Origin of the sequence: Pseudomonas pudica (assembly GCF_015680405.1) — a bacterium.
In the GTDB taxonomy this organism is placed as follows: domain Bacteria; phylum Pseudomonadota; class Gammaproteobacteria; order Pseudomonadales; family Pseudomonadaceae; genus Aquipseudomonas; species Aquipseudomonas pudica.
Genome location: NZ_JADLJS010000018.1, coordinates 35,153 through 49,318, shown reverse-complemented (window position 1 = coordinate 49,318; position 14,166 = coordinate 35,153). Strand labels below are relative to the sequence as shown.

General features: G+C 63.6%; 10 protein-coding genes. 2 read left to right on the top strand and 8 right to left on the bottom strand.

Translation table 11 applies throughout. The features are described from left to right. The first annotated feature begins 15 nt into the window (after positions 1–15). Complete coding sequence (gene queD / locus IRZ77_RS14555) at positions 16–372, top strand: 6-carboxytetrahydropterin synthase QueD (protein ID WP_025338446.1); 357 nt, start codon at positions 16–18, stop codon at positions 370–372. 38 nt (positions 373–410) lie between these two features. Here the strand turns inward: queD and IRZ77_RS14550 are convergent, their stop codons facing one another. Continuing rightward, positions 411–1,670: a hypothetical protein gene (locus tag IRZ77_RS14550; RefSeq protein WP_196173740.1), complete on the bottom strand. Its 1,260-nt coding sequence runs from the start codon at positions 1,668–1,670 to the stop codon at positions 411–413. A gap of 71 nt (positions 1,671–1,741) precedes the next feature. Further along, the gene (locus IRZ77_RS14545) at positions 1,742–2,209 is read right to left on the bottom strand and encodes a DUF1289 domain-containing protein (protein ID WP_161795747.1); all 468 of its coding nucleotides are present in this window, start codon (positions 2,207–2,209) and stop codon (positions 1,742–1,744) included. 406 nt (positions 2,210–2,615) lie between these two features. Between IRZ77_RS14545 and acnB the strand changes: the two genes are divergently transcribed. Then, positions 2,616–5,225 (top strand): bifunctional aconitate hydratase 2/2-methylisocitrate dehydratase, encoded by a 2,610-nt coding sequence (acnB, locus tag IRZ77_RS14540; RefSeq protein ID WP_108480323.1) that lies wholly within the window; start codon positions 2,616–2,618, stop codon positions 5,223–5,225. A 71-nt stretch (positions 5,226–5,296) separates the two neighbouring features. Here acnB and prpD read toward each other — a convergent pair whose 3' ends face one another. From prpD to IRZ77_RS14510, 6 genes are all read right to left on the bottom strand, one after another. Beyond that, a complete protein-coding gene (gene prpD / locus IRZ77_RS14535; protein WP_196173738.1) occupies positions 5,297–6,823 on the bottom strand; it encodes a 2-methylcitrate dehydratase in 1,527 nt (508 codons plus the stop codon). Positions 6,824–6,932: 109 nt separating this feature from the next. Further along, positions 6,933–8,123: a 2-methylaconitate cis-trans isomerase PrpF gene (gene prpF / locus IRZ77_RS14530; RefSeq protein ID WP_196173736.1), complete on the bottom strand. Its 1,191-nt coding sequence runs from the start codon at positions 8,121–8,123 to the stop codon at positions 6,933–6,935. Positions 8,124–8,280: 157 nt separating this feature from the next. Further along, the gene (gene acnD / locus IRZ77_RS14525) at positions 8,281–10,869 is read right to left on the bottom strand and encodes a Fe/S-dependent 2-methylisocitrate dehydratase AcnD (protein ID WP_196173734.1); all 2,589 of its coding nucleotides are present in this window, start codon (positions 10,867–10,869) and stop codon (positions 8,281–8,283) included. Positions 10,870–11,038: 169 nt separating this feature from the next. Then, positions 11,039–12,166 (bottom strand): bifunctional 2-methylcitrate synthase/citrate synthase, encoded by a 1,128-nt coding sequence (gene prpC / locus IRZ77_RS14520; RefSeq protein ID WP_085600205.1) that lies wholly within the window; start codon positions 12,164–12,166, stop codon positions 11,039–11,041. Positions 12,167–12,333: 167 nt separating this feature from the next. Continuing rightward, on the bottom strand, positions 12,334–13,224 hold the full coding sequence (gene prpB / locus IRZ77_RS14515; protein WP_003259689.1) for a methylisocitrate lyase: 891 nt from the start codon (positions 13,222–13,224) through the stop codon (positions 12,334–12,336). After that, positions 13,221–13,937: a GntR family transcriptional regulator gene (locus IRZ77_RS14510; RefSeq protein WP_108480321.1), complete on the bottom strand. Its 717-nt coding sequence runs from the start codon at positions 13,935–13,937 to the stop codon at positions 13,221–13,223. Before IRZ77_RS14510 ends, prpB begins: the two co-directional genes overlap by 4 nt. Between the last annotated feature and the right edge of the window lie 229 nt (positions 13,938–14,166).

The following is a 14,166-nucleotide window of genomic DNA, read 5'->3' as shown; positions in this document are numbered from 1 at the left end:
TAGAGTTATGACAGCGTGGAAATCTTCAAGGAATTCACATTCGAATCGGCCCATCGCCTGCCTCACGTCCCTGCCGGGCACAAATGTGGTCGCTTGCACGGCCACTCGTTCAAGGTCGGCCTGCACCTGACCGGCCCGCTCGACCCGCACACCGGCTGGATCCGGGACTTCGCCGAGATCAAGGCGATCTTCAAGCCGATCTACGAACAACTGGACCATAACTACCTGAACGACATTCCTGGCCTGGAAAACCCCACCAGCGAAGTGATCGCCAAGTGGATCTGGGACCAGGTCAAACCGCTGCTGCCGGAACTGTCGAAGGTCCGCATCCACGAGACCTGCACCAGTGGCTGCGAGTACAGCGGTGACTGAACCCTGGCAAGGGCGCTGTATCAGCGCCCTTGCGCCCCCTAGAACCTGGCTGAGGTTTCCACTACCTGCACAGTCAGGGATCCTTCTTCACCCAGCGCCTCCGTCCCCAGCCTGCGTTCGGCACGATCTGCCAGCTTCACGACACGGCCACTGCTGTGCCGGAGCTTCACGTTGGCCACTGTTGCCCCCACTTGCAAGGCCGCCGGGTCCAACCCGTCCAGATGCCAGAGAAAATCCGCCTCTGCACGATTCGCCTGCCAACGCTGCGCCAGGTTCATGGTCCAGCCCTTCTGTTTGCGAAGGGTGAAGTTCAAGCGCCGACCACGCTTGTCGAGCGGCCAGACTTCGTACGCATACACCCCGTTACTGAGGTAGGCAGCAAACCAGAAACGCTCGCATGCCGGGCGGGTTTCACCCTCGCGCCAACGCATACCCAAAGCATCGGCCTGCTCCACACTCAACCTTGCCCGTGGGTTCCACTCCGAGCCTTCGTCAAAACGAGCTGCCACCAAGCCCTGCAGGCCGTCAGTGGAGCCGGTAGGCCCGGCTGGTGTTTCGTCGGCCCGCCAGTACAGGCTGGCGATGAAACTGTGCTCTGCCTTGAACACATGACTGCTGCCTGCGCGCAGCAGGCCCGAGCCCCAGGCGACCTCACGCGCTTCATGGGCGTAGTCCAGCACTTCCAGGGCCATCAGGCCCGGCTGGCCGGACAACGTGTTTATAAGCCACGCCCCCCGGTTGGCCAAGCGTCTGGCCCGTTGCCCGGCGGCGTTGACCAGAACGACATTGCATAACCGCGCCCCGCGCTTGATATCCTCGTGGTTCATACCCGACAGGCTCCAAAGGTGCTGCGGGTCGGTCAGACGCTGGCGCCCGGCCGCCGCCTCGGTCTGGTCCTTGACGCCTGCATAGCCTGACAGCGCGCCCGGGTTACCGTGGACAATCCGGTTGAGCGGTTTCCAGTTCCGGTCATAAGGCCGTATTTCATAGCGCAGCGTCGCACCGGTTCGGTCTGTACCGCTGATATAGGCACCGAACCAGAACAGCTCGCCATAGACATGACCGGGCTTGGTATAGCTCCAAGTCTGCAGTCGCAATTGCCCTGTGCCTTCGGGCTCGGCCCGCAGGTACCTGTACCAGTGATCGTTGTGAAGCGCGGCCCCGCCGTAATGCAGCCACATGGGAGCGAGCTTGGCGATCGAAGCGTCCCACTGATCGGCGCGCAGGACCTCATCGCTCAGCTGCCACCAGCAGCGAGCCAGAAAGGAAAATTCCGGATGGTAGACATAGTCACTCATGGGCGCTTCCTGTACATGGAAAACGCCGGACACTACGCGAGCAATGCCGCCCGAAATCAGCGGGAAACAGCCTACTCCAAAGCCTGTTGCAGGAACGCCGGGGCGATGTAGCGCTGGTAATGCGCCTCGGACAGCAGAAAGAACTCGCGGTCGATGGCGTCGCGCAACTGCGGCAGCTCCCAGTCGCGGAATTCCGGCAACAGCACCATGCCATAGGCCTCCAGGTCACGGATCATCCGCGCTCCGCGGGCAATCAGCTGGTACGCCCAGCAGTATTCCGACTGCTGCTCGACAAAGCGGATGGAACGCTGCTCCAGTTGCTGGCGCAGCAGGCCTTTGTCGAACACCTCCAGCTTGGCCATCATCACCTGCACCAGCAGCTGCTCAAGGCGCAGCCACACGGCGCGCTTCTGCGCATCGTCGTAGCCGTTCCAGTTGATCACTTCGTGGTGGAACCGCTTGCAGCCACGGCAAACCGTGTCCCCGTACACCGTGGAGCACAGGCCGACACAAGGGGTCTTGATGGACTTGTTGGACATGAAAAACAACAGCTTGGCGGTGGAACACGGTCCCATGTTAGCCCTTTGTCTAACCAGGGTCACTCGTTAAAGTCATCTTCGCCGCCTTACCTTCGGGCTTTTTTTGCCGTAGAATCATCCGGCCTTTTCAAAGGCAACAATGTCCGTTGGAAGCTGTTTTCAAAGCGTCACGAGCACAGTTCATCCGGTAGAACGGCGTTGGCCCGGGCCATGCATCCCTCGCATGCCCGTGCCAGCCCTCATCAGCTCCCCGTTCTGCTGGCGTAAAACTTTGAAAGCAGCTTCTGTAAGGATTCTTTGCGACTCTGGCTGGGCGGCCCACAAAGCCGTGGCAGCGCATGGGTGCATTGAATGCTGGATGAGCGTCCCGGACCCCCTTTAGGGACCACTGATGAGGGAAATAACTGTGCTTGAAGCCTACCGCAAACACATCGAAGAGCGTGCCGCCCTGGGTATCGTGCCCCAGCCGCTGAACGCCGAACAAACTGCAGGCCTGGTCGAGCTGCTGAAAAACCCGCCGGCCGGCGAAGAAGCCTTCCTCGTAGACCTGATCACCAACCGCGTACCGCCAGGGGTCGACGAAGCCGCCTACGTCAAGGCCGCTTTCCTCTCCGCCGTCGCCAAGGGCGAAGCCAAGTCGCCACTGATCGACCGCAAGCACGCCACCGAACTGCTGGGCACCATGCAGGGCGGCTACAACATCGAAACGCTGGTCGCACTGCTGGATGACGCCGAACTGGGCGCCGTCGCGGCCGAACAGCTCAAGCACACCCTGCTGATGTTCGATGCCTTCCACGACGTGGCCGAAAAAGCCAAGGCCGGCAACGTTCACGCCAAGGCCGTGCTGGAATCCTGGGCTGCCGGCGAGTGGTTCACCTCGCGTCCGGCCATCGCCGACAAGTACACCCTGACCGTGTTCAAGGTGCCTGGCGAAACCAACACCGACGACCTGTCCCCTGCTCCGGACGCCTGGTCGCGCCCTGACATCCCGCTGCATGCCCTGGCCATGCTGAAGATGGCCCGCGACGGCATCGAGCCGCAGCAGCCTGGCTCGGTCGGCCCGCTGGCCCAGATCGAAGCCGTCAAGGCCAAAGGCTTCCCGGTTGCCTACGTCGGTGACGTGGTCGGTACCGGTTCCTCGCGCAAATCCGCCACCAACTCGGTGCTGTGGTTCTTCGGCGACGACATCCCGTACGTGCCGAACAAGCGCGCCGGTGGCTTCTGCTTCGGTACCAAGATTGCCCCGATCTTCTACAACACCATGGAAGACGCCGGCGCCCTGCCGATCGAATTCGACTGCACCAACCTGGCCATGGGCGACGTCATCGACGTTTACCCGTTCAAGGGCGAAGTACGCCGTCACGGTAGCGACGAACTGGTCACCAACTTCGAGCTGAAAACCGAAGTGCTGCTGGATGAAGTCCGCGCTGGCGGCCGTATCCCGCTGATCGTCGGCCGCGGCCTGACCGAAAAAGCCCGTGCCGAACTGGGCCTGGGTGCTTCCGACCTGTTCAAGAAGCCGGAGCAGCCTGCCGATTCGGGCAAGGGCTTCACCCTGGCACAGAAAATGGTCGGCCGTGCCTGCGGCCTGCCAGAAGGCCAGGGCGTGCGCCCAGGCGCCTACTGCGAGCCGAAGATGACCACCGTCGGTTCCCAGGACACCACTGGCCCGATGACCCGCGACGAGCTGAAAGACCTGGCGTGCCTGGGCTTCTCCGCTGACCTGGTGATGCAGTCGTTCTGCCACACCGCGGCCTATCCGAAGCCGATCGACGTCACCACCCACCACACCCTGCCAGACTTCATCCGCACCCGTGGCGGCGTGTCGCTGCGCCCTGGCGACGGCATCATCCACAGCTGGCTGAACCGCATGCTGATGCCTGACACCGTGGGTACCGGTGGCGACTCGCACACCCGCTTCCCGATCGGCATCTCGTTCCCGGCAGGTTCCGGCCTGGTGGCCTTCGCCGCCGCCACCGGCGTCATGCCGCTGGACATGCCAGAATCCGTGCTGGTGCGCTTCAAGGGTAAACTGCAGCCAGGCATCACCCTGCGTGACCTGGTCCACGCCATCCCTTACTACGCCATCCAGAAGGGCCTGCTGACCGTCGAGAAGAAGGGCAAGAAGAACATCTTCTCCGGCCGCATCCTCGAGATCGAAGGCCTGAACGAGCTGACCGTCGAGCAAGCCTTCGAGCTGTCCGACGCCTCGGCCGAGCGTTCCGCTGCCGGTTGCACCATCAAGCTGCCAGAGAAGGCCATCGCCGAGTACCTGCAGTCCAACATCACCCTGCTGCGCTGGATGATCGGCGAAGGCTACGGCGATGCCCGCACCCTGGAGCGCCGCGCCCAGGCCATGGAAGCCTGGCTGGCCAAGCCTGAGCTGCTGTCGGCCGACGCCGATGCCGAATACGCCGAAATCATCGAAATCGACCTGGCCGAGGTGAAAGAGCCTGTGCTCTGCGCGCCGAACGACCCGGACGATGCCCGCCTGCTGTCTTCGGTACAGGGCGAGAAGATCGACGAAGTGTTCATCGGTTCGTGCATGACCAACATCGGCCACTTCCGTGCTGCCGGCAAGCTGCTGGACAAGGTCAAGGGCGGCATCCCGACCCGTCTGTGGCTGGCTCCGCCAACCAAGATGGACGCTCACCAGCTGACCGAAGAAGGCTACTACGGCATCTACGGCAAGGCTGGCGCGCGCATGGAAATGCCAGGCTGCTCGCTGTGCATGGGTAACCAGGCACGTGTGCAGACCGGTTCGACCGTGGTCTCCACCTCGACCCGTAACTTCCCGAACCGTCTGGGCGACGCCACCAACGTGTACCTGGCATCGGCCGAGCTGGCTGCTGTCGCTTCGATCATCGGCAAGTTGCCGACCGTCGAAGAGTACATGCAGTACGCGAAGGACATCGACAGCATGGCTGCCGACGTTTACCGCTACCTGAGCTTCGACCAGATCGCCGAGTTCCGCGAAGCGGCAGCCAACGCCAAGATCCCGGTGGTTCAGGCGTAAGCTGAGTTGTAGGATGTAAAGGAAAGCCCCGGCAGAAATGTCGGGGCTTTCTTGTTTCAACCTGTACCGGCCTAATCGCGGGGAAAGCCCCGCAGCGGCCCGGACCGGCAACCGCAGATGACGCACAGGGGGACCAACCAGTGGACCGCCATCTGTTCCAGCTTTTGCTGGTCCTTGCACACCTCAAGAATCTCCCCACACCGCTGCCGCGCAAAGCGCGTCGCCAGGTTGTCCCTGAACTTGGCCTCCAGCAACGGTATGCCCTCCCCTCGCCGCCGGCGATGCCCGATCGGGTATTCCACCACCACCTGATCGGTACTGCTGCCATCCTTGAAGAACACCTGCAGCGCGTTGGCGATCGAGCGTTTGTCCGGCTCCAGGTATTCACGGCTGAAGCGCGGGTCTTCCACCACCTCCATCTTCTCGCGCAGGCGGTCGATACTGGGATGGTTGGCATGGAAGGTGTCTTCGTAATGCTCGGCCACCAGATGACCGAAAATCAGCGGCACCGCCACCATGTACTGCAGACAGTGATCGCGGTCGGCGGCATTGGCCAGCGGGCCGCTCTTGGAAATGATGCGGATTGCCGACTCCTGGGTGGTAATGACGATACGGTCGATTTCGTGCAGGCGGTTACGCACCAGTGGATGCAGGGTTACCGCTGCCTCGCATGCGGTCTGGGCGTGGAACTCGGCCGGGAAACTGACCTTGAACAGCACGTTCTCCATCACGTAGCTGCCCAGGGCCTGCGGCACGCGCAGCTCTTGCTGCTCGGACGGCTTGAGCGCAAGGTCCTTGTTGGTGTGACTGAACAGCACATCGTAGAAGCCCCACTGTGGCGCAGTGAGTACACCCGGCACGCCCATCTCGCCACGCAAGGCAATATCGGCCAGGCGCACGCCACGGCTGGAAGCATCACCGGCGGCCCACGATTTGCGCGAACCGGCGTTGGGCGCATGGCGGTAGGTACGCAGCGCCTGGCCGTCGACGAAGGCGTGGGACAAGGCACTCAGCATCTGCTCACGGCTGGCCCCCATCAGCCTGGCGCACACGGCGGTGGAGGCCACCTTGACCAGTATCACGTGGTCGAGGCCAACACGGTTGAAGGCGTTTTCCAGCGCCAGTACGCCCTGGATCTCGTGAGCCATGACCATGGCTTCGAGCACATCGCGCATCAGTAGCGGTGTTTCACCTGCGGCCACGCGCTTCTGGGAAAGGTGATCGGCAACGGCCAGGATCCCCCCTAGGTTGTCCGAGGGGTGGGCCCATTCGGCGGCCAGCCAGGTATCGTTGTAATCCAGCCAGCGCACCGTGCAACCGATGTCCCAGGCGGCCTTGACCGGGTCCAGGCGGTAGGCGGTGCCGGGGACGCGGGCGCCGTTGGGCACAAAGGTGCCTTCCACCTGGGGGCCCAGTAGTTTGGTGCATTCGGGGAAGCGCAGGGCCAGCAGGCCGCAGCCGAGGGTATCCATCAGGCAGTTGCGTGCGGTGTCCAGGGCTTCGGCGGATTCGACCCGGTACGTGAGGGCGTAATCGGCGAGGGTTTGCAGCACCCGGTCGTAGTCCGGGCGGGCATTGAGGTCTACGTTGGCGCTCATATCCAGCTCCCTTCAGAATTGCCGGGGCTGCGGTGCGCCCCTTCGCGGGCAAGCCCGCGAAGGGGCGCAAAGCGGCCCCAACGAACTAAAGCCGAGCGCCAGTGGTGCGTTAGAAGCTATCGCCAGGCACGCGAACCCAGCCCTCCATCAGCACGCGAGCACTGCGGCTCATGATTGCCTTGGTCACTGTCCATTCACCATTCACCTGGCGCGCCTCGGCCCCCACCCGCAGGGTGCCCGAGGGGTGGCCGAAACGCACGGCGCTGCGCTCGCCCCCGCCTGCGGCGAGGTTGACCAGCGTGCCCGGAATGGCCGCCGCGGTGCCGATGGCCACCGCGGCCGTCCCCATCATTGCATGGTGCAGCTTGCCCATCGACAAGGCCCGTACCAGCAAGTCGATATCACCTGCCTGCACCGCTTTGCCACTGGACGCAGTGTAGGTGCTCGGCGGCGCGACGAAAGCCACTTTCGGTGTGTGCTGACGCCCGGCAGCCTGGTCGACGTTGTCGATCAGGCCCATGCGTACGGCACCATAGGCGCGAATCGTCTCGAAGCGCAGCAGCGCCTGCGCGTCGCCGTTGATGGCGTCCTGCAGTTCGGTGCCGGTGTAGCCGATATCCGCCGCATTGACGAAGATGGTCGGGATACCGGCATTGATCAGGGTCGCCTTGAACGTCCCGACACCTGGCACATCGAGGTCATCGACCAGATTGCCGGTGGGGAACATCGCCCCGCCGTCGCCATCTTCATCGGCCGCCGGGTCGAGGAACTCCAGCTGCACCTCTGCAGCCGGGAAGGTCACCCCGTCCAGCTCGAAGTCGCCGGTTTCCTGCACTTCTCCCTCGGTGATCGGCACATGGGCGATGATGGTCTTGCCGATGTTGGCCTGCCAGATGCGCACGGTGGCGATGCCGTTGCGCGGAATGCGTGCCGGGTCGACCAGGCCGCTGCTGATGGCGAACGAACCGACCGCGGCGGAGAGGTTGCCGCAATTGCCGCTCCAGTCGACGAAGGCCTTGTCGATGCTGACCTGGCCGAACAGGTAGTCGACATCGTGTTCAGGCTTGATGCTTTGCGACAGGATCACGGTCTTGCTGGTGCTCGAAGTGGCACCGCCCATGCCGTCGATCTGCTTGCCATAGGGGTCGGGGCTGCCGATCACCCGCAGCAGCAGTGCATCACGGGCAGGGCCGGGGATCTGCGCCTGCTCGGGCAGGTCTTGCAGGCGGAAGAACACGCCTTTGCTGGTGCCGCCACGGATGTAGGTGGCGGGGATTCTTACTTGCGGTACATGAGCCATGGATGTGCTGTCCTGTCTGATAGGCATAAAAACCCGGGGCTGCCATGCAGCCCATCGCCGGCAAGCCAGCTCCCACAGGAACCCAGCTGGCTGCAGGATGTGCAATCCCTGTGGGAGCTGGCTTGCCGGCGATGGGCCCCAAAGCGGCCCCCAGCAATTATGCGGTCGCTTCGAGGAAGTACAGGGCGAAGCGCTGCAGCACGCCGCCGGCTTCGTAGATCGACACTTCCTCGGCGGTGTCCAGACGGCAGGTCACCGGTACCTCCAGACGCTCGCCGTTGGCGCGAGTAACCACCAGGGTCAGGGTCGCCCGCGGCGTACGCGCGCCCAGTACGTCATAGGTCTCGCTGCCATCCAGGCCGAGGGTCTTGCGGTCGGTGCCCGGCTTGAACTCCAGCGGCAGCACGCCCATGCCCACCAGGTTGGTACGGTGAATACGCTCGAAGCCTTCGGCGACGATCGCTTCGACACCGGCCAGGCGCACGCCCTTGGCCGCCCAGTCACGGGACGAACCCTGACCGTAGTCGGCACCGGCGACGATGATCAGCGGCTGCTTGCGCTCCATGTAGGTCTCGATCGCCTCCCACATGCGGGTGACCTTGCCTTCCGGCTCGATACGCGCCAGCGAGCCCTGCTTCACGCTGCCGTCTTCCTTGCGCACCATTTCGTTGAACAGCTTGGGGTTGGCAAAGGTAGCGCGCTGGGCGGTCAGGTGGTCGCCACGGTGGGTAGCGTAGGAGTTGAAGTCCTCCTCCGGCAGGCCCATCTTTGCCAGGTACTCGCCGGCAGCGCTGTCGAGCATGATGGCGTTGGACGGCGACAGGTGGTCGGTGGTGATGTTGTCCGGCAGCACTGCCAGCGGGCGCATGCCGCGCAGGGTACGTTCGCCGGCCAAGGCACCTTCCCAGTACGGCGGGCGGCGGATGTAGGTACTCATCGGGCGCCAGTCGTACAGCGGTGCCACCTTCGGCCCACGGTCTTCCTCGATGGCGAACATCGGGATGTACACCTTGCGGAACTGCTCCGGCTTGACCGCGGCACGCACCACGGCGTCGATCTCTTCGTCGCTGGGCCAGATGTCCTTGAGGCGGATTTCCTTGCCATCGACCACACCCAGCACATCCTTCTCGATGTCGAAGCGGATGGTACCGGCGATGGCGTATGCCACCACCAGTGGCGGCGAGGCGAGGAAAGCCTGCTTGGCATACGGGTGGATGCGCCCGTCGAAGTTGCGGTTGCCCGACAGCACGGCAGTGGCGTACAGGTCACGGTCGATGATTTCTTGCTGGATCACCGGGTCCAGGGCGCCGGACATTCCGTTGCAGGTAGTGCAGGCGAAGGCGACGATGCCAAAGCCGAGCTGTTCCAGCTCCTTCTCCAGCCCGGCCTCTTCCAGGTACAGCTGCACGGCCTTGGAGCCAGGCGCCAGCGACGACTTGACCCACGGCTTGCGGGCCAGGCCCAGCTTGTTGGCATTGCGCGCCAGCAGGCCTGCGGCAATCACGTTGCGCGGGTTGCTGGTGTTGGTGCAGCTGGTGATGGCGGCAATGATCACCGCGCCATCAGGCATTTGCCCCGGCACTTCTTCCCAGCTGCCGGCGATGCCCTTGGCCGCCAGGTCGCTGGTGGCAACGCGGGCATGCGGGTTGGACGGGCCGGCCATGTTGCGTACCACGCTCGACAGGTCGAAGCTCAGGGTGCGCTCGTAGACTGCGCCGCCCAGGCTGTCGGCCCACAGGCCGGCGGCCTTGGCATAGGTTTCCACCAGCTTGACCTGCTGTTCTTCGCGGCCGGTCAGGCGCAGGTAGTCGATGGTCTGCTGGTCGATGGCGAACATCGCCGCAGTGGCGCCATATTCCGGGGCCATGTTGGAGATGGTGGCGCGGTCGCCCAGGGTCAGGGCACGGGCACCCTCGCCGTGGAACTCCAGGTAGGCGCCGACGACTTTCTGCTTGCGCAGGAATTCGGTCAGGGCCAGCACCAGGTCGGTGGCAGTGATGTTCGGCGCCAGCTTGCCGGTCAGCTCGACGCCGACGATTTCCGGCAGGCGCATCCACGAGGCACGGCCGAGCATCACGTTCTCGGCTTCCAGGCCACCCACGCCGATGGCGATCACGCCCAAGGCGTCGACATGCGGGGTGTGGCTGTCGGTGCCGACGCAGGTGTCCGGGTAGGCCACGCCACGGTCGTTGTGGATCACCGGCGACATCTTCTCCAGGTTGATCTGGTGCATGATGCCGTTGCCCGGCTGGATCACGTCGACGTTCTTGAACGCCTTCTTGGTCCAGTTGATGAAGTGGAAGCGGTCTTCGTTGCGGCGGTCTTCGATGGCGCGGTTCTTTTCGAAGGCCTGCGGGTCGAAACCACCGCACTCGACGGCCAGCGAGTGGTCGACGATCAGTTGCACCGGCACCACTGGGTTGACCTGGGCCGGGTCGCCGCCTTTGTCGGCAATGGCGTCACGCAGGCCGGCGAGATCAACCAGTGCGGTCTGGCCGAGAATATCGTGGCATACCACGCGGGCCGGGAACCACGGGAAGTCGAGGTCGCGCTTGCGCTCGATCAGTTGGCCCAGCGAGGCGTCGAGGGTAGCCGGGTCGCAGCGGCGCACCAGGTTTTCGGCGAGTACGCGAGAGGTGTAAGGCAGGCCGTCGTAGGCGCCAGGCTTGATTGCCTCGACCGCCGCGCGGGCATCGAAGTAGTCCAGGTCGGTGCCTGGCAGGTGCTTGCGGAATGCTGTGTTCATATCGTTATCAGGCTCGGTCACGGTATTCGGGGGCAGGTGCGGCTCAGGCCTCGGGGGCGCTACGCGCCCCTTTCGCGACACAAGGCCGCTCCCACAGGTACTGCGCCGTCCCTGTGGGAGCGGCCTTGTGTCGCGAAAGGGCTGCGCAGCAGCCCCAGCGATCTATGACTCAGCGCTGCTCGATCGGCACGAACTGGCGCTGCTCGACGCCAACATACTCGGCGCTTGGGCGGATGATGCGGTTATTGGCCCGCTGCTCGAAGACGTGCGCCGCCCAGCCGGTCAGGCGCGAGCAGACGAAGATCGGGGTGAACAGCTTGGTCGGGATGCCCATGAAGTGGTACGCCGAGGCATGGTAGAAGTCGGCGTTGGGGAACAGGCGCTTCTGCTCCCACATGGTCTTGTCGATAGCTTCGGAAACCGGGTACAGCACCTTGTCACCCACTTCGTCGGCGAGCTGTTTCGACCAGCCCTTGATCACCTCGTTGCGCGGGTCGGACTCTTTGTAGATGGCGTGGCCAAAGCCCATGATCTTGTCCTTGCGTTCCAGCATGCGCAGCAGCTCGGCAGTGGCCTCCTGCGGGCTCTGGAAACGCTCGATCAGCTCCATCGCCGCCTCGTTGGCACCGCCATGCAGCGGGCCACGCAGCGAACCGATGGCAGCGGTTACACAGGAGTACAGGTCGGACAGGGTCGAGGCACAGACGCGGGCGGTGAAGGTCGAGGCGTTGAACTCGTGCTCGGCGTAGAGGATCAGCGACACGTTCATGACCTTGACGTGCAGCTCGCTCGGCTTCTTGCCGTGCAGCAGGTGCAGGAAGTGGCCACCGAGGGTGTCTTCGTCACTGCTGCAGTCGATACGCACGCCGTCGTGGGTGAAGCGGTACCAGTAGCACATCACCGCAGGGAACAGCGCCAGCAGGCGATCGGTCTTGTCACGCTGGGCATCGAAGGTCAGTTCGGGTTCCAGGGTACCCAGCACCGAACAACCCGTGCGCATCACGTCCATCGGGTGGGCGTCACGCGGGATGCGCTCGAGCACTTCCTTCAGGGCTTGCGGCAGGTCACGCAGGCCCTTGAGCTTGCGCTTGTAGTCGGCCAGTTCGGCTTTGCTTGGCAGCTCGCCGTACAGCAGCAGGTAAGCGACTTCCTCGAACTCGGCACCCGCCGCCAGGTCACGCACATCGTAACCACGATAGGTCAGCCCGGCACCGGCCTGGCCCACGGTCGACAATGCGGTCTGGCCGGCCACCTGGCCGCGCAGGCCTGCGCCACTGAGTACTTTTGCTTCGGCCATGGTGTTTCTCCTTTCTTGAACTTGTTATGGATTCTTTCTGGCTAATTCGGGGGTGGCTGCATCGGCCCTATCGCCGGCAAGCCAGCTCCCACAATGTCTTGCACTGGGCTCGAACCTTGTGCGGCACCTGTGAGAGCCGGCTTGCCGGCGAAAAGGCCCTCACAGGCTCAACCTTTTTTCTGGGCAAACAACGCATCGAGGCTCTGCTCGAAGGCGTGGTAACCAATGGCATCGTAGAGCTCCATGCGGGTCTGCATGGTGTCGATCACGTTCTTCTGCGTGCCGTCGCGGCGCAGCGCGGTGTACACGTTCTCGGCTGCCTTGTTCATCGCGCGGAACGCCGACAGCGGGTACAGCACCAGCGAGACATCGACCGAGGCAAGCTCTTCGGTGGTGTACAGCGGCGTGGCGCCGAATTCGGTGATGTTGGCCAGGATCGGTGCCTTCACCCGGTCGGCGAAGGTCTTGTACATCTGCAGTTCGGTGATGGCTTCCGGGAAGATCATGTCGGCACCAGCCTCGACACAGGCGGCGGCGCGGTCCAGGGCGGCGTTCAGGCCCTCGACGGCCAGGGCGTCGGTACGCGCCATGATCACGAAGCTGTCATCGGTACGGGCATCGACTGCGGCCTTGATGCGGTCGACCATTTCCTGCTGGCTGACGATTTCCTTGTTCGGGCGGTGGCCGCAGCGCTTGGCGCCAACCTGGTCCTCGATATGGATCGCGGCAGCGCCGAACTTGCTCATCGAGCGCACGGTACGGGCGACGTTGAAGGCAGAGGCGCCGAAACCGGTGTCGACATCCACCAGCAGCGGCAAATCGCACACGTCGGTGATGCGGCGCACGTCGGTGAGTACATCGTCCAGGCCGCTGATGCCCAGATCCGGCAGGCCCAGCGAACCGGCGGCGACGCCGCCACCGGACAGGTAGATGGCCTTGAAGCCGGCGCGCTTGGCCAGCAGGGCATGGTTGGCGTTGATGGCGCCAACCACCTGCAGCGGATGTTCAGCGGCAACGGCGTCGCGGAAACGCTGACCGGGGGTGCTCTTCACAGTCATTTCTCACCTCGTGGGCTGTTGTTGTGGGCGTCCAGGTAGTGACGCTCGATATTGCGCTTGGACGCGCCGATGTGGCGGCGCATCAGGAGTTCGGCCAGCTCGCCGTCACGGTCGGCGATGGCATCGAGAATGCGGTGGTGCTCGGCAAAGGCCTGGCGCGGCCGGTTGGGCGTTGCGGAGAACTGGATGCGGTACATGCGCACCAGCTGGTACAGCTCGCCGCAGAGCATCTTGACCAGGGTCTGGTTACCACTGCCCTGGATGATCCGGTAATGGAAGTCGTAGTCGCCTTCCTGCTGGTAATAGCCCAAGCCGGCCTGGAACGCGGCATCACGCTCGTGGGTGTCGAGCACCCGGCGCAGTTCGTCGATGTCGGCCTGGCTCATGCGTTCGGCGGCCAGGCGGCAGGCCATGCCTTCCAGCGATTCGCGAATTTCGTACAGTTCGATCAGTTCGGCGTGGTTCAGCGACACCACCCGCGCCCCCACATGCGGCACGCGCACCAGCAGGCGCTGGCCTTCAAGGCGGTGAATCGCCTCGCGCAGCGGCCCGCGGCTGATGCCGTAGGTACGCGCCAGCTCCGGCTCGGAAATCTTGCTGCCGGGGGCGATATCGCCCTTGACGATGGCCGCCTGGATGCGCCGGAAGACGTTTTCGGACAAGGTTTCCGTTTCGTCTGCCAGCACCGGGCTGGGGGTGGATAGGCCTTGCATATTGTCGACACCTTGCAAATCGATTTGCCAGAAATTAGCTAATTCGACGGGAGCAGTCAAAGACAAAATGAATATTGTCGACAATCGTCTAAGAACGAACTAACGCCGGCCCGGTGCTGTCAGATCGCGCACCGCTGGCGTCAAGGCGCCGGCGTGATAGAATGCCGCGCCTCCGTTGGAGTATGGATAGCCTGTCTGTCATCCATTCATGCTGTTGACAGATGAACAA

Excerpts from the sequence above, each read along its gene's own strand:
- IRZ77_RS14550 (WP_196173740.1), bottom strand. The coding sequence starts at position 1,670 with ATGAGTGACTATGTCTACCATCCGGAATTTTCCTTTCTGGCTCGCTGC.
- IRZ77_RS14545 (WP_161795747.1), bottom strand. The coding sequence starts at position 2,209 with ATGTCCAACAAGTCCATCAAGACCCCTTGTGTCGGCCTGTGCTCCACG.
- prpD (WP_196173738.1), bottom strand. The coding sequence starts at position 6,823 with ATGAGCGCCAACGTAGACCTCAATGCCCGCCCGGACTACGACCGGGTG.
- prpF (WP_196173736.1), bottom strand. The coding sequence starts at position 8,123 with ATGGCTCATGTACCGCAAGTAAGAATCCCCGCCACCTACATCCGTGGC.
- acnD (WP_196173734.1), bottom strand. The coding sequence starts at position 10,869 with ATGAACACAGCATTCCGCAAGCACCTGCCAGGCACCGACCTGGACTAC.
- prpC (WP_085600205.1), bottom strand. The coding sequence starts at position 12,166 with ATGGCCGAAGCAAAAGTACTCAGTGGCGCAGGCCTGCGCGGCCAGGTG.
- prpB (WP_003259689.1), bottom strand. The coding sequence starts at position 13,224 with ATGACTGTGAAGAGCACCCCCGGTCAGCGTTTCCGCGACGCCGTTGCC.
- IRZ77_RS14510 (WP_108480321.1), bottom strand. The coding sequence starts at position 13,937 with ATGCAAGGCCTATCCACCCCCAGCCCGGTGCTGGCAGACGAAACGGAA.